The sequence below is a fragment of the Massilistercora timonensis genome, assembly GCF_048354975.1.
Classification (GTDB): domain Bacteria; phylum Bacillota; class Clostridia; order Lachnospirales; family Lachnospiraceae; genus Massilistercora; species Massilistercora timonensis.
This window is the reverse complement of sequence record NZ_DBGCJQ010000064.1, coordinates 18922-33682: the sequence shown is the minus strand read 5'-3', so window position 1 is coordinate 33682 and position 14761 is coordinate 18922. Positions and strand designations below refer to the sequence as shown.

The window sequence follows — 14761 nt, the reverse complement described above, 5'->3', positions numbered from 1 at the left end:
TGGGAGCTTTCCCCATCATGCCTTCCCCTGCGAATATCTGTCTTCAATGTATCTGATCCACCGCTGATTCCGCTGCTCCAGTGTCATTTTCTTCCCTGTCTCCCGGATCTGAAAATGCTTCTTCATCTCATTAATAAAAGCTCTGTGCGCTTTTGACATGCCTGAAGTATTTACCTGGCGGTAATACATGATCTTGCTCATCTTTGTGTCTTCCCCTAAAGATTCAAAGAGAGCCATAAACTTCCACCAGTGCAAGGATTCTTTCTCTGTCAGATCAATCCCATACTGCTCCTTAAATGCGGCATAAATGTATGGCGCGTCCTGGGTAAATACCCAAGCCGGCCCTTTCGAGCTGCGGCGCATATACCGCCTCCGGTCTTTCTCTTCCGGGTCTTTATCCTCTCCGCAACGGTAAAACCACATAGCTTGATCCATTGCCGCCTGTAGGTCAGATGGGATTGTTGGGTAATACAGCCGGAGGATTTCTTCGTATTTATCAATGTCCGATTTCTCACTCCGGACAATCGCCTCCACCTGGATTCCCACCCGGAAATCCCATCGAATTGGATAATTCTTTCCGCCGATAGTCACACTTTCCGGGAGGGCTTCTGATAACAGGTTAAAACGCATTACGCTTCACCCTCTGACTTCGCTTTTCCAGACAGCTTTCTTTCCAGCGAGTTACTCTTTTCCCGCACCAGAGGATTAACCTGGGAAGGATACAGTTCCTGCATTTCTTCCAACACATCCAAGCAAGTAAGGAGATCTGTTTCGGCCCCAAATATCTCTTTGGCCCCGTCTGCGCCAAAGATGTCTGTCACGTAATCGATCACAGCCTGGCATTGCATTCGGATTCCTTCAGATCCCGATATCGATTCATCTCCCGTAGAAGCTTTAAATTTTTCAAGGACTTCGTCAAATCCATCCTCAAATCGCTTCGTTACTTTCGGATTCAGCAGATCCGCCTGCACTTCCTTCCCTTGGAGCTTCACTGTTATCAATTTCATTGTCAATCTCCTCCCTATCATCTACAACATCAATTTCAGCGATCTTTGGTTCTGACACAGGCTCAGTTCAAGCCGCCGCATATGTGTATTCTGTTGGGTTTGCCCCAATTTTACGGAACTCTACGTCTACCGCAGACGATTCTCCTGCGTTTCCAGACCCGTCTGAATTTACAATGATCGAACATTGTCCCTTTTCTCCTTTTCCGGTTAAGATGTTAAAGTATACATAGTTGGTTACCACGCTATTTCCAGTTCCATACTTCATCGCATGTGACAGGATATAGTCCTGTGCCTCGTCCCCAACATACCTGTCACCAGATAAAGTAAAGGTTCTCTGCGTTCCGGTTTTTGTTGTACTCTGCCCAGCGCGGATATACTGCTTATCCTGTGTAACAGGGTTCATCTGCGAATCAAGACCTGAAATCCCCATTTCTACCACAGCAAAATTAGCTTCTGTAGTCGCTTCCGACGCGCCCGGATCTGTGTCAATCGCCAACACGTAATCATCATTTGTAACCCATCCAGTATATTCTGGATCCGGTGTATGCTTTGCCATCAATTCGCTTAATTTCATATCTCACATCTCCTTTTCAAAATAAATAACCCTGCACTGCAGCATGTACTGAGCGATCATATTCTCCCAGTCCACAGTAGCAAGGTTTGGCATGTTTTGTAGGTTTTCAATTTTCTTTACCTGGCAGTTGTCGCCAAAGTCAGGATAGCTTTTCTTTCTGTCCTGATCATCCACCCAGTCCATAAATCCCTGGGCGAAGTTCATGGCCTCCAGGTTCAGGTCATCCGTGCTGTCAGAAAAATGCTTTGTGATCACAATCGTAAAGCCGTACTCTTTATCTGCCCCTACACGGATATACTTCTTCCGGATCTTCGCGGCATAATTTGTCAGGAATGAAATGTCATTCACCTTGTCCGATGAGACATTGAAATTCAATAGCCGCCCGGCCAGCTCCTGTACTTTTGGAGAGACATAGGCGACCATAGCGTCATGCTTTGACATTATCCACCCCTCCTAACATAATTCTGAACAGCATGCACATAGTCTTCCAGCCTGGCTGTCTTCATGGCCTGATCCCATTCAGACGTAGCAAGCGGATGGCGTGCGCTGCTGTAGTTCAGCCGCGTCCCGGTAACCACTTTACTTTCTCCTTTTGCCGCCCATGGGCTCCCGGTGATCCGGGACACCATCAAATAGCCTTCGTACTGAAACCTTGCATAGGGAGAAAGATAATGTACTACTCCGTGGTCATCCTCAACGTAAGTCCGTACGTTCCGGGAAAGCACCATGTTTCTTGCCGGGACATAAGGATCCATTAACCGCCTGGCCTCTTGTGCCATAAAAAGCAACGTCTTCTTGTCCCCGGTAGCTTCCCGGACGATCTGCGGGATGGGTCTGTTCCAGTGCATTTCTGAGATCATCTAACCACCTACCCTGTAATGTTTCGACATCATATGTGATGTGTTGTCGGAGAACGCTGTGACCACAAACGCGTCCGGTTTATGCCGGGCCAGGAGCTCAGCCGCGGTATCCGGAGTCTTGCCCGTGATCATCTCATCACACTCACCCTTCACAACAATATCATCCAGGCTAAGCGTGAAATACGAAGCTCTTTCCTTTTCCGGTTTCTCTGCCCATTCATGATAAGGCAGATACTGCTCGGACTCCGGGATCCGTGCTGTGTATACATTTTGCATTCTGGATGTCTTGTCGCTGTCCACCCTCCCGATCACGTTCTTGTAATAGCAGCCATGCAGGACTGTTTTTTGCCAGGTATCCTTCATGCTGTCCGGGTTATCCGTTGCCCGCAGGCAGTTATATACAGTGATCGTATGGATATAATTTGGATTCATACTCAACACACTCCCCGGTACAGCAGCCCCGTCCCACTCAGATAGAATGAAACAAGGCCGCTAATTTTCTTCTGCCGAGCCTGATCTGACACAAAATCAGATTGTGATAGATCAAAGGAACCGCTGTCTCCGTCATTACTGTAAGACACCAGCCGCCCGCCACCGTTCTGAAAACTGCTCTCATCCAAGGTGTCGCATTTGAACAAAAATTCTGTCAGAGCACATACACAGTTCTTCACATCATCGGTAATGAGATCTGGGCGCTTTTGTATACGGCCATAAGTGCGGTTATTGACTTCCTTCTCAGCAGAACGTTCAAAAAAATTAAAATCGGTTTCCTTGACAATCACCGGATCACGACCTGCTAAATAAGTATCTGTGTAATATTTATAGTCCGCATACATAAAACATCACTCCTTACGCACCTTCCGGATCCGTATCAGAACTCTTCGATTCAACATAGGCAGCTGTAATCTGTTCAATCACCTCGGGGATTGTGTCTCCGGGAATATCGGCAGCCTGGCCGCTGCCTTTAATTGCAACGGCCAGTTCCTTCAACGCTTCAATCGTTCTCATCTTATTCGCCCCCTTATGCCTGTTCGGTCAGTTTCACAGTCAGCGGAACAGCAGCGTTATCTACGGTTACGGTCTGGATGGCAGCCACATAACCTTTTGCAGAAACTTTCGCCTTGTAAGTTCCCTTCCGCAGGATAAACACGGCTCTCCCAGAAGAATCCGTTGTCAGGATCGCCCCGTCGACGCTCACCCTCGCGCCTTCAATTGCGGAAGAATCTCCATCCTGCACCGTAAAGGTGACCTCCTGAGTCGTAACCGGTGTACCCGGCTCGATATATGCAAATGGGCAACCAGTTCTGTCTTCGTTCATTCGTGTTGCAGGATTCGGAAGCGCCCAGCCCATCCGGAATACAACACGAAGAGCAATCATATCCTGCTGTGCAAGATTATAAACGATCTCTTTTGTCTCCGGATCCTGGATAACGCCCTGGTCAAGAATCTTAACAGTGATATCCTGACGGATGGAATATACCGCCTGAGAGAAATCTCCTACTACCAACTGCGCAATGTTGGGGAAAAATCCGCCGTTCTCAGGGAAGGTAATGGTTGCTCCGTCCAGCGTATATCTCGTAGACTCCTGCATGCTCCGCATAAAGATTGGATTTCCATTTGCGTCACGAAGCCCACGCAGTTTAGACTTGAAGTTCATTGGCGCGATTGCACCATTGACGCCATATCCGTCATCCTCAACCTTTGCGAAAGCCCCGTTTTCCCCGAGGATCAGATCGTACCAGTCTTTTCCTTCTGCTGGTGCAACATTGTTGCCCGCCTGTCTTGCTCTGGTAATGATATCCGCATCCCATTCTGCCGGACGGTTGTCCCCAAATACGATAGCGCCGTCCACGCGCTGGCCGATCGCTTCGTTTACGCGCGGGGTAATTTCTCCCATGATGTCTATTTCTGCGTCGTCAAAAACAGATTCCGGAATCGGGACAATTACTGCCAGCTCTGCTGCCGTCAAAAATACGTTATCCCATGCCTGCCGGGTGGTCTGTTTCATTCCCGTGTCTCCGTTCACCCAATATGCCGTGGGCAGGAAATCAAGAACCCTGATCCTGGTCTGTTTGCTGGTCATGTTGGGCAGTTTTCTTGCCATACCCATAAAAACGGACTGCTTTGGTGCGTCCTGGAATATAGTTGCCACAACCTGTTCCCGGATAAGCGCCTCTGCGTCCGCACGATTTACAATGTTTACTCCCATAATTTACGTTCTCCTTTCTACTCTGTTTTTCCAAAAAGGCTGCGCAAGGCTTCATTTGCCTGCTCTTTCTTCGTCTGCGCAATCTGATCGATTCCGGATGTCGTGGATACTACCCGCGGGAGCGGCTTGTCGCTGGCAAAAAGATAGTCATTCTCTTTTTTCACGCCTTCCAGTGCGGCTTCAATATCCACAGTCTGGTTTTTGCTCTTCTTAAGAGTATCAATATCAAGTAATGCCATGACCGCTTTACTATTCTTTGCTCCGGACTTCCTGATTGCTTCTTTCAGGCTATCGTTAAACGCATAGTCCGCCTTGATCTTTTCGATCTCTGCGTCCTTGCCTGAAAGCTGAGTCTGAAGATCCTTAACACTCTGCTGAAGCCCGGCAGCGTCAACGCCTTCCATAGCTTTTAATGACGCCTGCGCAGTATCCAGTTGGGTCTTATAGGTGTCTCTCTCAGCCGTGATAGAGTTAATCTCTTTCCCGACTTCCGCCATCACGAAGTCAATTTGTTCCTGCGACATACCTTTTTCTCTCAAAGTCTCTGTTTTTAAAATCATCATTATCCTTTCTCTCTGCATTCGGTTGTTTTCGGTGTGTAACCCACCACCCACAGAGCTGCCATTTCCGGCATGGCTGCCAATTACCCAGTTTTGCGCCATATGGCAGGGCATAAAAATAAGACGCTTACCCTGCGCCTCAAAGGGAGATATCTGGATCACCTCCTAAAAATGAATATAAAAATACCACCGGCCTTTCTGACTGGTGGTAACTTCAAACAATATAATCCAGTAAACAGAAAGATATTTGGCGGGTGTGCCCCTTCCCGCATTTCTTTTGACCCATAGGGTGCGTAGCAGCACAATCTCTACTTCAAATATCTCTCTGCTTATTGTATTTATATTATAACGTTTCTATTCCCTTTTGTAAAGCACACTGTCTTTCCCAATTAAAATGCTGTTCTTTTCTATCATTTTTCTTAAGTTTCGTTCGCGAAGTCTATAAAAAGTCATGACAGAATTTTTTAGCCCCTTTTCATCCCTTTCGAGAGCCACTCTCACAACAACATTCAAATTTGTGCCATGCAATCTTTTTATCATGAAGACGGTCCCCTTATTCTTCCCGTCCCTAATCATAAGATCTGGACTACTGACAGTTTCTGCACCATATTTTTGAAACAATTCATAATCTTCTGGATGTCTTGATTTTATATGTTCCTCTCTCTCGTTGGTAATGATTATCTCATCAGTCTGGATTTTTCCAAATTCTTTTTCTATGACTTCCTTCTTTACTTTTCCCAAAGAACGTATAGTGGTCACCGCTTTTTCCTCTTTCGATAATCGTGCTTCTATTGTACCAAAAAGAGATTTCTTTGCAACGGATTTTTTAACACTTCTTCCGAGCCCATCCATATATACCCGTTCCATCTGCTGCGGCATATTCATTGCCTTGGAAAAGGATACGTATTCATTCATAATAGTACGATACCTGGCCTGTGCCGCCAGGATGTCAAGTGTGCTTCCCCCGCCCTCTTTCAGAAGCGCAATCTCCTGCCTTTGAGCCCGCATTTGAAGTTCCATCTTCCGTTGCTTTTGCAATGCGGTGTAAGTAGTATACTCTCTGCCCCGATAACTCCTCGGCCTGTTTTCTTCCTGGATCATTGCGTCCAGTTCTTGGTCTGTATAATTTCTAACAGACACACCACGGATAAAGGGTTCATACCAGTGATAGCAGTTGATTCCACACAGCCCCGTAACAGTGCCAAGGCCGCAGGTATAGATCAGATCTTGGTAGCTGTACACCCTGCCCTGCCACCATTGATGCGTTGGCCTGGCGCCCATGTGATAAGAGACTTCATAATCATCAGTCCCAAGTTCTGAAGCAATCTGCTGGTTCATGTGGCCAGTGATTTGAGAAAAACCAGTCATAAGAGCCATGCGGGAAGCAGACTCTATCCTGTAAGACCTACCAGAAGCATAGCCCACAGTCCTTAGGCCACTACGGGTCATTTCTTTCACCACCCGTAACAGCGCAGAATTATAATCAAAGGCTCCTGTTGCAACTCCAAGGATCGCATTATCGAGAGCTTTCTGGTAATACTCAGCCACCGGAAGAAATTCAGTCTTCCCTCCATTCTGTACAGCAAAACCAAGGGTCTGTGATATGTTCTGGAAAGTTCCAGCCGTCTGCCTCAGCGAAGAATCTATCACGCTCTGGATCGTCACATGATTCCCAAATGGCTTCTGATCTATTCCCATGTCCTGATACATAGAACTATACTTTCCATACTCATTTTCAGGAACGTTTCTAAATATCCTGTCCATTTCATCATCAGAAACCTTCAAGTAAGTCTGTATCTCTTTTTTGATATAATCATCCGCAAGCCCCATCTGTCGAAGGCGATCAATCTGATATTCCGCTGTGGAAGTCAGCCCCTCATTCGCCTTGATCCGACGAACAATATCTTTCATAATGTCCATCTCCAACCGAGAGGCCGCCTTTTCCATTGCAATTGTCAGGGACTCTATCTCTCCTTGCGTCATCATTCAGATCACCTACTCCAAAACGTCTGCCGGCTGAGCTACCATCCTTTTCGCTGTCTCCTCATCTTCCTGATAATACTTCATCCGATATTCCCACAGCTGCATAGCGCCCATTGCAACATCTGCACGATCGGTCTGCCGCTCTTTCTCTGCGTCGACCACAATGGAATCATCCCATTTATATGACACATGATATCCGCCTGGCGGTGCCAAATTATATATCGTAGACCAAAAATCGATCGCGGATATATAATCATCAAGAGCGTCCTGAAGGGCACTCTGACAAGCCTCAACGAAAGAATACGATCTTTGTTTGCTTGCCCGGATCTCTTCTGCCGTTTTGTCCGTATTATTAGGATCTGACAGCGTGCCATAGGCAAGATTACAAGCAAATTCAACACGGCGTAGCTGCTGGTTGAGCCCGTTGAAGAATGACTGGTCGCGAATATCTGGGGAAAAACTATCCAGAAGCGGCTTATCCACAGCACCCATGTTGTATTCCACTTCCCGGTAAAGCCGTTCCTTCCCTTCCGGATATTCCTTTTTCTGCGTGTCCGGATTTGTTTTTAGTAAGCTTTCCGCGATATGGATCGCCGCCTCTTTTGCCGCATATTCCCAGCTGATCTGAGAGTACCTTACATCTGTTTCTTTTATCAGGCCCACCCCACGGCTATAGCACGAAACTCCAAGAGGACTTTTATTGTCTTTCTGATTTGCCATTGGTATCCTAAGATATCCAAATGGCAATTTTCGAACTCCCTCAAATATCATCTGATCAGTAAGAGAGCTCCACTTAGGGACAACATTTAATGGGACTTCTATCCCCAACACCCCATCGGTACGCGCTACAAAAGCCCTGTTTCGGACAATAAGCCTTCCATTTTCCATCTTATGATATTCCACCCTTGTATAGATGGAATTCCCCTCCCGGAACTGATCAAGGAAAACGCAACGTGTAATATTACCATCATCATCAAATGAAAGCGGGAAAAAGTCATCTGCCTGGACAAGCTCAGTACAAATACCGCTTTCTGTAACATAGGGCTTAAAAGCAAGACCGCCCTTCGCGCAAGCATATTCTACAAAATCTTTCAGCTTCTTTACTGTCTTTTGATAGATGGCGTCAATATATACAGCCCTGGAGCTGCCCTCTACCTTGGTGTCCATCTCCAGCGTGATCAACCTTGCTGTCTCTCCTGCGATAGACGCGGGAAGATTTAGACTCTGTGTCGTGCCGTCAATCCACGGAGCTTTGTCCTGATAGAGGCGCGACCATAGCTCTATTTGATGTGCCATAATATCAGACATCATAAAAGATATCTGCTCTTCTCTTTTCAAGATTTTCGTGATCGCTTCATACATTTTTGTATACCGCATAAGCATTACCCCTATCCATACCTGATCAACTGACTGATACGTCGCTCGAAGGTATATTCAAAACTGTCCAGGCTGTCGATATCGCTGGTCCCGTCATCCAGCCTCACATTCTTTGTAACCTCATCCGGGTCCCACACCGCTGTACACAATGCGGTCTCCAGGCTTTTACATTGTTTATTCACATAAAAAAAACGACCCTGGGCCATCAATATCGATGTGGCATTGATCCGATCGTTAATCTCTGTCTTCAGTGCATTGTCTACCCTGACCCAGCCAAGGCCATGCTTTTTCAAGCTGCTCCGTATTCCAGCGATAAGCGTCTGTTCCGCAGAGTCGCAATACACTGTTGTGACGAAGCCGTAAATGCTTAGTAGTCTCTGGACAAAATTGCAGAACATATTCCCCAGCATTTCCGGATCTATCTCAATCTGATTCCCGCTGCGATCCTTACACGGGATCAACTCGGACGCCAGAGCAACCACAAACCGATAGCCTCGCGTAATTGCTGTTGCAGTGAAAGAATGCCCGGAAGCAGATCCTCCAAAGTCTACCCCCAAATTAATCTCCATGATATCTTTAGGCTTCTCATCAATCCGGAAAGCATATTGTTTCGTGCTGACATCATCTGCAAATCTCCGATAAATCAGACCACTTGCCACAACACGCATACCCTTTATATCACGCATGTACCAAATACTATTTTTATCATACCGGCTCTCAATACGGCGCAGGCGTTCCTCTGTGATTGTCTTGTTGTCGTAGATTGTGCAGTGCATATAGTTGTATCCGCCCGGGAATTCCCCTGCGTCAGCCATGTCTCGATATCTGTCTATATACTCCGTATAGATCGGATGATTAGGGTTATCTGGATTCAAGTCCCAGAAAATTTTTAGGCGCTTCGCCGCAAGGAGACGGTTGTTCGCCTCCTTAATTGTTTTGTCATGATGAAGGTTGATCTCTGTAGCTATCCACATCCCGTAAGAATTTCCTCGGATCCGCTTGTAGCTATCTTCCTTTGCTCCGCCGGCAAATATGACAATCTTTTGCTTCCACCCAGTGTCAGGTCCTTTTATAAACAACGCCTCATTATCCTTGAATTTTCCCCAATGGCTTTGCCCGCGAAAAATATTCTCAAGACCCAGGCCGTTACATACACCAATATTCAGTTTTGCATTTCCAACCGTGGAGCCTGTCGCAAGGTGGATTCTGTCCGGCGTCGTCTTTAGATCTCGGGCAAAAGCGAACACGTTGTCTACTGTCTTTCCTGCACGTACCGCGCCCTCTGCGATATTCACTTCACATTCCTGACAAGCCCGTATATATGCCTTGTGTTTTTCTGAAAATTCGTAGTTAAGCGTCCGTTTTTTCCTGATCTGCTTCTCCATAGATTTCCGCCTCTATTCCCGACATATCCTCAACTTCCATTCCTTCCCCGGTGATCTTCTGTGTCTGCGCTTTCCGCTGCTCAATCATGGCCCGCTCTCCCTCTGTCGCAAGATTCATATGATTCGCCAGCCAATCTAACGCCTTCATACGGTCTGCCAACTTCACACTGGCACCGTCCCGCCCTTGTTTCACCTCAACGATCAGGGTCCCATCCACCTCACAAGATTCCTTAAACCTGACCGTGTTAACCGTCTTTTTCAACGGCACATCCTCGCCGGTCTCAGGGTCTTTCACCGATATTGGGCCAAACGCTCCCATCGCAGGAACCTCTTCACGGCCAAATTCTACATAATCGGTGATGTCCGCAAATGCAATATCCATGTACTTCTGAAAGATATCATGCTCATCTAACATCTCACGATTCAAACGACTTTGCTTAAGGCGGTGGATTTCGTTTCGAACTGAAGTTTTCTGAAGCAGCTGATATCCCTGTTCCATTGCTGTTTCTCGGCTATATCCAGCTTTTATTGCGGCCTTAGTTGCATTGAAGCACCGCACATAGCAAAGACAGAAAAGCCGCTGCTTATCAGTTAAATCAGGATTCGAAACAACATGATCAACATCTTCCTTGGCAATTCCAGACCTAGCGCTGGCATCATCTAACGCAACTATTTTTTGTGTGCACACCTTTTGTGGTTTTGTATGCACACTCTTTTTATTCCATCCATACCGGACCTTCCAGGACTTCACCGTATTTATAGTCACACTGTATTTAGCGGCAATATCCTTGTACTTCATTCCGGCCATATAGTCTTTTTCAGCTAAAACATAATTCTGCGTTCCGCTCACGTCACCACCTTCATTCTGGCATTTTATCGCATAAGAAAAGCTCCCCGCCATCCGGTGAGGAGCTCCTCTTGTTCTTTCTTTCGATGATACCATAATACCACAGATGTTACTGACATTCTATGACATCTTTTGGGAGCTCAAAATGAGCCAAAGCCTTCCCATGCAGGCGATGCACCTGTCTTTCAGAGTATTTCATCTTCTCTGCGATCTCCCACCAGTCCATGCCCTTTATGTATCGGTAGAACAGCACGTCCTTTTCATTTTCACTCCGCAGTCTCTTTATTCGCCGGGCAATTTGCTGATAGGTCTTAATCCGCAGATACCTCTCCTCGATCAGGTTTTTGATCATCTCATCCAGATCGGCTGCATATCCGGATAGATCTCCCTGGCCGCCACTCCCGTGCGGCATCCCATCATTGTCCTTTACGGACGGATACATTTTCATAGCCCGCAGCTCCTCGATCTCCGCCGTGATCCGCTGAACTCGACGCACATGGACTTGGTAACTCCGCAGATACTCCTTTTTCTTTTCATTCTCGGTCTTTGCTTCCATCGGCATCATCTCCTATCCCTATCCCAAATTTTTCTGCCACATATTCCACAACGGACTTATGCCGCAGTGTAGCCTGGTACGGCGGCCGGCGAAACCGGTCTACCGCTCGCGGATCCGGCCCCTCCCTTTCAAGCTCGTCCATGTGCGCCTGCTGATCTATCTTCTGTGTGTGCCTATTCATCGTTTGCTCCTCTCTGGACAATACGGCTCAGGTAGAGGACGCCAGGCAAGAACTTTGTCTTTATAACCCTCCCATCCTGACGATATCTCAGAATCGTATACATCCGTATCTACTACCACCAAAAAATCTTTGCGTTTATCCCATCCAGGTTTTCTGGATTCTTGAATTGCCGTAACCAACACCGGAGTAAATTCTTCCGGCAACCTCTCCTCTACCGGGATCCAGCCGTCATTCATGTGCTCCTTCAGCCTCATGGTCTCCTGCGGGGAGAGTCCGGTGTCCTCATACTTCTTCAAGGCCCAGTAAATTGTCATAGCATGCTCTTTTACTTTTCTCGCGTCTATTACAGCTCTCCTCACTCCACCCTCTATTTTTTCATCAGGTATCGTTAACCTCTCCATCTCTATTCTCCCTTCGTTTGTTCTGGCTTAGCACCTCGATCAATGTGGATGATAGCATAGCACTTCCCATCAGCACCCTTCCACAGCTCCAGATCTCCATCATACTGGTATACCACCTCTCCATCATCATCTATCACGGTCATTAATATCGCGTCCCCATCCTTCGGGGTGTTGATCACCAGGTCCTTTACCTCAACCCGCCGCTCAGACTCCGGAGTCGGACCCGGGGCTATTCTAGCCGCTGCCGCCCAGGCGATTACCGCAACGATGATCACCGCAGCAGCTGTGCAGGCCACCTTTCTTATCATACTCTCATCTCCCTCCTAAATGTCAGTTTATCTCTAATCGTATCGCACGCCTTATTTGGCGGCCAAACTCTTCGCACGCCGCTATATATCTATCCCGGAATGACTCTGCTTTTTCAACTCGTAACGTGCAATCCTTTCTCGCCTTGTCCTCAAGCATGTCCTCAATATCATTTATCCTGTCCATCCATTCATCCGCCTGCATAACTCTCCTCCCATCAATGTAATATCCGTTGCCCGCAGTTTGGACAGAAATCATAGTCATCATAGTCAACCTCGTAGTCTTCGTTACAGCTTGGACAGATCCATGTGTCGTATATCATTTCTCCATCCTCATCATACCCGTCACCTTCGAGGGTTGGCGATTTTGATTTCTGCTTCTCCACCGCTTCCCTGCACTCTTCAACTGTGCCAATCTGCCGATACTTCTGCACTTCTTCCAGAGCGGCGATCGCAAGATCAATACACTTCAGACGGTCTTTAAAAATACCGTTGTACAGCTTCTCTTTTAAAAACATCAAACCTTTAATTACTTCGGTTTCTCCCATCTCATACCTCCACTAAAAATCCTAATTTACTTATCCAGTAGTAACTCAAACAGCTCCGCCAGCTCGCATTCCGCGCAGATCTCCTCCAGCTCCCCCCTGCCGCAGGCGCTGATTCGGGTACTTGCAGTACTCATCACAGCAGATTTGCGGGATCTTGGTCATATCCTCAATCTTCGCCAGCTTCTCCATTGCCCCGGGAAGCAGCTTTCTGTCCTTGATCACCGCTTTCCCGGCGTGATATTCCGTATATCTCATAGTCTCTCCTCCCACTTTTTATTTAAGATCCGGGACGGCATCACCCGCCCCGGATACCGTCTGTTACCGTGACCCCTCCTCATGCAGGATCTCGTAGATCTTCCGCTGCTCCTCCCTGCATTCCAAAGATCCGTAATCCCTCAGCAGATGATCCGCCATCTTGTCCATGTGCTCTACCAGCTTTTTCTTTAAGTGCCAATACCATACGATCTGCCACTCTATCTCGATAAACCTCAAAGTTTCTTTCAGTCTCACCATAGTAATCTATCTCCTTTCTTTTACGCTGCCGCGCCAAACCGATGAAACGCGGCAATAATCTGGCCCTTGTCCGCTGCAGCATAATGCTTATTCAGCGTCCTGGTCCGACCGTCCTTGTGCCCCAGATAAAACGCGATCAGCTCACGTTCACACCCGCGCTTTGCCATGTTTGTCGCAGTAGTCTTCCGCAACAGGTGCGGGTACACCCGCCTTTCCAACCCGGCACGGATCCCCAGGTTCCGGATCGCGGTTTCGACCCCGGACTTCGTCAGGCGCTCATGGGGAGCTCGCAGGCTGACGAACAACGCCGGCTCCGTATCGCACCGACTATCCACATATTTATGCACATGATGCAGGGCTACTGCGTCCAGGCAAACTGTCCGGTAGCTCCGGTTCTTGGATCCATAGACCACCAACTCGCCTGATTCCCTTTACGGCCATATTCCTGCAGGTAAAACTCCACATCGAGGTCTGATACCTCAAGAAGGGACTTCTGGGAAAACTCCAGGAAGTGCTTAATCGTCAGGAGATAATGCTTTACCGTCTTCTTGCTAAGCTTCGGAGCCTTTTTGGCCATGTAAAGCTGCAGGATATGCTCATTGGTGGTATCTCTCGTGGCCGGAAGCGTCTCACTTTCGGTCACCGTCACATCAAACAGCGCCCGCACGATTGCCTGGTTAAGAAGATCGATCAGAACAGCGTCAAGGTGTGGTCTCATCTCCGCAATGATGGAATCACGTACAGTTTCTTTCATGGTATACATAACAACAATCCTCCTTGTCTCCCAAGGACGGTTATGGTATACTGTCCTTAGGTGAAGAGCAGCAGATTTGAGACTTGCCGGTCGGTCTGCTGCTTATTTCATTGTTTCTGCACACTCACCCCGTTTTTCCCCTTGCCTTATTTTTCCCCTAACCTTTCTCCCTTTTCGTACCTGTTACAGTCCGCCGGATCACACCCGCGCTCCCGGTCTGTGATGATATAATAATCACAGCCCTTCTTTTCAGCTCGGTATTGACAGGTCCGACACCCATGACGGTCAGCGTTCCATCCGGACACTTTCTTCTGCTTCTTCTTTCTGGACTTATCTTTGTGAGTCCAGTAATAGACATTGCTATAGCTTTCTCCCATCTGTTTTGCGATCTCCGCAGTGCTCATCCCATGTGCTGCAAGTTCAAGGGCTGTCTCTTTTTTTGTCTTCCCGGTTTCGACCTGAAGCAACTCACTCACCTCAGGCCTTGTTGAGGGGGGGGTATTCTTTCCCTCCATGGCTGGTTTTTCCATCTTCTGATCAGTATCTTTAGTCATGTCAGCTACAGCCTGCTCAAATTCTAGATTCTTGACAGCCGGCACATCGGCCAGGAATTCTAAATTTCGAAAAAGTTCTTCCAGGGAGTATGTCTCATACCCGCCGGATGGAGACTTCACCGTCCGATCCAATACGATCACCTCTCG

24 protein-coding genes are annotated in these 14761 nt (G+C 47.5%); all 24 read right to left on the bottom strand.

Annotated features, from left to right (window positions below):
- Window positions 1–15: 15 nt before the first annotated feature.
- On the bottom strand, window positions 16–630 hold the full coding sequence (locus ACML7B_RS05905) for a bacteriophage Gp15 family protein (protein WP_418539824.1): 615 nt from the start codon (window positions 628–630) through the stop codon (window positions 16–18).
- Window positions 630–1007: a DUF6673 family protein gene (locus tag ACML7B_RS05900; protein ID WP_418539821.1), complete on the bottom strand. Its 378-nt coding sequence runs from the start codon at window positions 1005–1007 to the stop codon at window positions 630–632. Before ACML7B_RS05900 ends, ACML7B_RS05905 begins: the two co-directional genes overlap by 1 nt.
- A gap of 67 nt (window positions 1008–1074) precedes the next feature.
- A complete protein-coding gene (locus ACML7B_RS05895; protein ID WP_418539819.1) occupies window positions 1075–1581 on the bottom strand; it encodes a phage tail tube protein in 507 nt (168 codons plus the stop codon).
- 3 nt (window positions 1582–1584) lie between these two features.
- Window positions 1585–2022, bottom strand: a complete 438-nt coding sequence (locus ACML7B_RS05890) for a hypothetical protein (RefSeq protein WP_418539816.1) — start codon at window positions 2020–2022, stop codon at window positions 1585–1587.
- Entirely contained in the window at window positions 2022–2441 is a 420-nt protein-coding gene (locus tag ACML7B_RS05885; RefSeq protein ID WP_418539814.1) for a minor capsid protein, read from the bottom strand. The genes ACML7B_RS05890 and ACML7B_RS05885 overlap by 1 nt, the downstream gene beginning before the upstream one ends.
- Complete coding sequence (locus ACML7B_RS05880) at window positions 2442–2873, bottom strand: DUF6751 family protein (RefSeq protein ID WP_418539812.1); 432 nt, start codon at window positions 2871–2873, stop codon at window positions 2442–2444. It lies immediately after the preceding gene.
- A gap of 2 nt (window positions 2874–2875) precedes the next feature.
- Window positions 2876–3277 (bottom strand): hypothetical protein, encoded by a 402-nt coding sequence (locus tag ACML7B_RS05875; RefSeq protein WP_418539810.1) that lies wholly within the window; start codon window positions 3275–3277, stop codon window positions 2876–2878.
- A 13-nt stretch (window positions 3278–3290) separates the two neighbouring features.
- On the bottom strand, window positions 3291–3449 hold the full coding sequence (locus ACML7B_RS05870) for a hypothetical protein (protein ID WP_418539808.1): 159 nt from the start codon (window positions 3447–3449) through the stop codon (window positions 3291–3293).
- A 13-nt stretch (window positions 3450–3462) separates the two neighbouring features.
- Window positions 3463–4650 carry a phage major capsid protein gene (locus tag ACML7B_RS05865; protein ID WP_418539806.1) on the bottom strand — a complete coding sequence of 396 codons (1188 nt, stop codon included), beginning with the start codon at window positions 4648–4650 and terminating at the stop codon, window positions 3463–3465.
- A 17-nt stretch (window positions 4651–4667) separates the two neighbouring features.
- Window positions 4668–5213, bottom strand: a complete 546-nt coding sequence (locus ACML7B_RS05860) for a phage scaffolding protein (RefSeq protein ID WP_418539804.1) — start codon at window positions 5211–5213, stop codon at window positions 4668–4670.
- A gap of 351 nt (window positions 5214–5564) precedes the next feature.
- A complete protein-coding gene (locus ACML7B_RS05855) occupies window positions 5565–7193 on the bottom strand; it encodes a phage minor capsid protein (protein ID WP_418539869.1) in 1629 nt (542 codons plus the stop codon).
- A gap of 12 nt (window positions 7194–7205) precedes the next feature.
- Window positions 7206–8570 carry a phage portal protein gene (locus tag ACML7B_RS05850; protein WP_418539802.1) on the bottom strand — a complete coding sequence of 455 codons (1365 nt, stop codon included), beginning with the start codon at window positions 8568–8570 and terminating at the stop codon, window positions 7206–7208.
- An 11-nt stretch (window positions 8571–8581) separates the two neighbouring features.
- Window positions 8582–9955, bottom strand: a complete 1374-nt coding sequence (locus ACML7B_RS05845; protein ID WP_418539800.1) for a PBSX family phage terminase large subunit — start codon at window positions 9953–9955, stop codon at window positions 8582–8584.
- Window positions 9921–10856 carry a terminase small subunit gene (locus ACML7B_RS05840; RefSeq protein WP_418539798.1) on the bottom strand — a complete coding sequence of 312 codons (936 nt, stop codon included), beginning with the start codon at window positions 10854–10856 and terminating at the stop codon, window positions 9921–9923. Before ACML7B_RS05840 ends, ACML7B_RS05845 begins: the two co-directional genes overlap by 35 nt.
- Window positions 10857–10911: 55 nt before the next feature.
- Window positions 10912–11358 (bottom strand): hypothetical protein, encoded by a 447-nt coding sequence (locus ACML7B_RS05835; protein ID WP_418539795.1) that lies wholly within the window; start codon window positions 11356–11358, stop codon window positions 10912–10914.
- A gap of 177 nt (window positions 11359–11535) precedes the next feature.
- Complete coding sequence (locus ACML7B_RS05830) at window positions 11536–11940, bottom strand: DUF551 domain-containing protein (RefSeq protein ID WP_418539793.1); 405 nt, start codon at window positions 11938–11940, stop codon at window positions 11536–11538.
- 2 nt (window positions 11941–11942) lie between these two features.
- On the bottom strand, window positions 11943–12248 hold the full coding sequence (locus ACML7B_RS05825) for a hypothetical protein (RefSeq protein ID WP_418539790.1): 306 nt from the start codon (window positions 12246–12248) through the stop codon (window positions 11943–11945).
- A 22-nt stretch (window positions 12249–12270) separates the two neighbouring features.
- Complete coding sequence (locus ACML7B_RS05820) at window positions 12271–12450, bottom strand: hypothetical protein (RefSeq protein WP_418539788.1); 180 nt, start codon at window positions 12448–12450, stop codon at window positions 12271–12273.
- A gap of 13 nt (window positions 12451–12463) precedes the next feature.
- The gene (locus tag ACML7B_RS05815; RefSeq protein ID WP_418539786.1) at window positions 12464–12793 is read right to left on the bottom strand and encodes a hypothetical protein; all 330 of its coding nucleotides are present in this window, start codon (window positions 12791–12793) and stop codon (window positions 12464–12466) included.
- Between the two features lie 45 nt (window positions 12794–12838).
- Window positions 12839–13048 (bottom strand): hypothetical protein, encoded by a 210-nt coding sequence (locus ACML7B_RS05810; RefSeq protein ID WP_418539783.1) that lies wholly within the window; start codon window positions 13046–13048, stop codon window positions 12839–12841.
- A 63-nt stretch (window positions 13049–13111) separates the two neighbouring features.
- On the bottom strand, window positions 13112–13306 hold the full coding sequence (locus ACML7B_RS05805) for a hypothetical protein (protein ID WP_418539781.1): 195 nt from the start codon (window positions 13304–13306) through the stop codon (window positions 13112–13114).
- Window positions 13307–13326: 20 nt separating this feature from the next.
- Window positions 13327–13719, bottom strand: coding sequence for a tyrosine-type recombinase/integrase (locus ACML7B_RS05800; RefSeq protein ID WP_418539867.1), 393 nt, complete (start codon window positions 13717–13719; stop codon window positions 13327–13329).
- Entirely contained in the window at window positions 13665–14069 is a 405-nt protein-coding gene (locus ACML7B_RS05795) for a phage integrase N-terminal SAM-like domain-containing protein (protein WP_418539779.1), read from the bottom strand. The genes ACML7B_RS05800 and ACML7B_RS05795 overlap by 55 nt, the downstream gene beginning before the upstream one ends.
- Before the next feature lie 137 nt (window positions 14070–14206).
- The gene (locus tag ACML7B_RS05790; RefSeq protein ID WP_418539776.1) at window positions 14207–14746 is read right to left on the bottom strand and encodes a helix-turn-helix domain-containing protein; all 540 of its coding nucleotides are present in this window, start codon (window positions 14744–14746) and stop codon (window positions 14207–14209) included.
- Between the last annotated feature and the right edge of the window lie 15 nt (window positions 14747–14761).

Coding starts and splice junctions, on each gene's coding strand:
- ACML7B_RS05905 (WP_418539824.1), bottom strand. CDS start 630: ATGCGTTTTAACCTGTTATCAGAAGCCCTCCCGGAAAGTGTGACTATC.
- ACML7B_RS05900 (WP_418539821.1), bottom strand. CDS start 1,007: ATGAAATTGATAACAGTGAAGCTCCAAGGGAAGGAAGTGCAGGCGGAT.
- ACML7B_RS05895 (WP_418539819.1), bottom strand. CDS start 1,581: ATGAAATTAAGCGAATTGATGGCAAAGCATACACCGGATCCAGAATAT.
- ACML7B_RS05890 (WP_418539816.1), bottom strand. CDS start 2,022: ATGTCAAAGCATGACGCTATGGTCGCCTATGTCTCTCCAAAAGTACAG.
- ACML7B_RS05885 (WP_418539814.1), bottom strand. CDS start 2,441: ATGATCTCAGAAATGCACTGGAACAGACCCATCCCGCAGATCGTCCGG.
- ACML7B_RS05880 (WP_418539812.1), bottom strand. CDS start 2,873: ATGAATCCAAATTATATCCATACGATCACTGTATATAACTGCCTGCGG.
- ACML7B_RS05875 (WP_418539810.1), bottom strand. CDS start 3,277: ATGTATGCGGACTATAAATATTACACAGATACTTATTTAGCAGGTCGT.
- ACML7B_RS05870 (WP_418539808.1), bottom strand. CDS start 3,449: ATGAGAACGATTGAAGCGTTGAAGGAACTGGCCGTTGCAATTAAAGGC.
- ACML7B_RS05865 (WP_418539806.1), bottom strand. CDS start 4,650: ATGGGAGTAAACATTGTAAATCGTGCGGACGCAGAGGCGCTTATCCGG.
- ACML7B_RS05860 (WP_418539804.1), bottom strand. CDS start 5,213: ATGATGATTTTAAAAACAGAGACTTTGAGAGAAAAAGGTATGTCGCAG.
- ACML7B_RS05855 (WP_418539869.1), bottom strand. CDS start 7,193: ATGACGCAAGGAGAGATAGAGTCCCTGACAATTGCAATGGAAAAGGCG.
- ACML7B_RS05850 (WP_418539802.1), bottom strand. CDS start 8,570: ATGCGGTATACAAAAATGTATGAAGCGATCACGAAAATCTTGAAAAGA.
- ACML7B_RS05845 (WP_418539800.1), bottom strand. CDS start 9,955: ATGGAGAAGCAGATCAGGAAAAAACGGACGCTTAACTACGAATTTTCA.
- ACML7B_RS05840 (WP_418539798.1), bottom strand. CDS start 10,856: ATGGCGGGGAGCTTTTCTTATGCGATAAAATGCCAGAATGAAGGTGGT.
- ACML7B_RS05835 (WP_418539795.1), bottom strand. CDS start 11,358: ATGGAAGCAAAGACCGAGAATGAAAAGAAAAAGGAGTATCTGCGGAGT.
- ACML7B_RS05830 (WP_418539793.1), bottom strand. CDS start 11,940: ATGGAGAGGTTAACGATACCTGATGAAAAAATAGAGGGTGGAGTGAGG.
- ACML7B_RS05825 (WP_418539790.1), bottom strand. CDS start 12,248: ATGATAAGAAAGGTGGCCTGCACAGCTGCTGCGGTGATCATCGTTGCG.
- ACML7B_RS05820 (WP_418539788.1), bottom strand. CDS start 12,450: ATGCAGGCGGATGAATGGATGGACAGGATAAATGATATTGAGGACATG.
- ACML7B_RS05815 (WP_418539786.1), bottom strand. CDS start 12,793: ATGGGAGAAACCGAAGTAATTAAAGGTTTGATGTTTTTAAAAGAGAAG.
- ACML7B_RS05810 (WP_418539783.1), bottom strand. CDS start 13,048: ATGAGATATACGGAATATCACGCCGGGAAAGCGGTGATCAAGGACAGA.
- ACML7B_RS05805 (WP_418539781.1), bottom strand. CDS start 13,306: ATGGTGAGACTGAAAGAAACTTTGAGGTTTATCGAGATAGAGTGGCAG.
- ACML7B_RS05795 (WP_418539779.1), bottom strand. CDS start 14,069: ATGTATACCATGAAAGAAACTGTACGTGATTCCATCATTGCGGAGATG.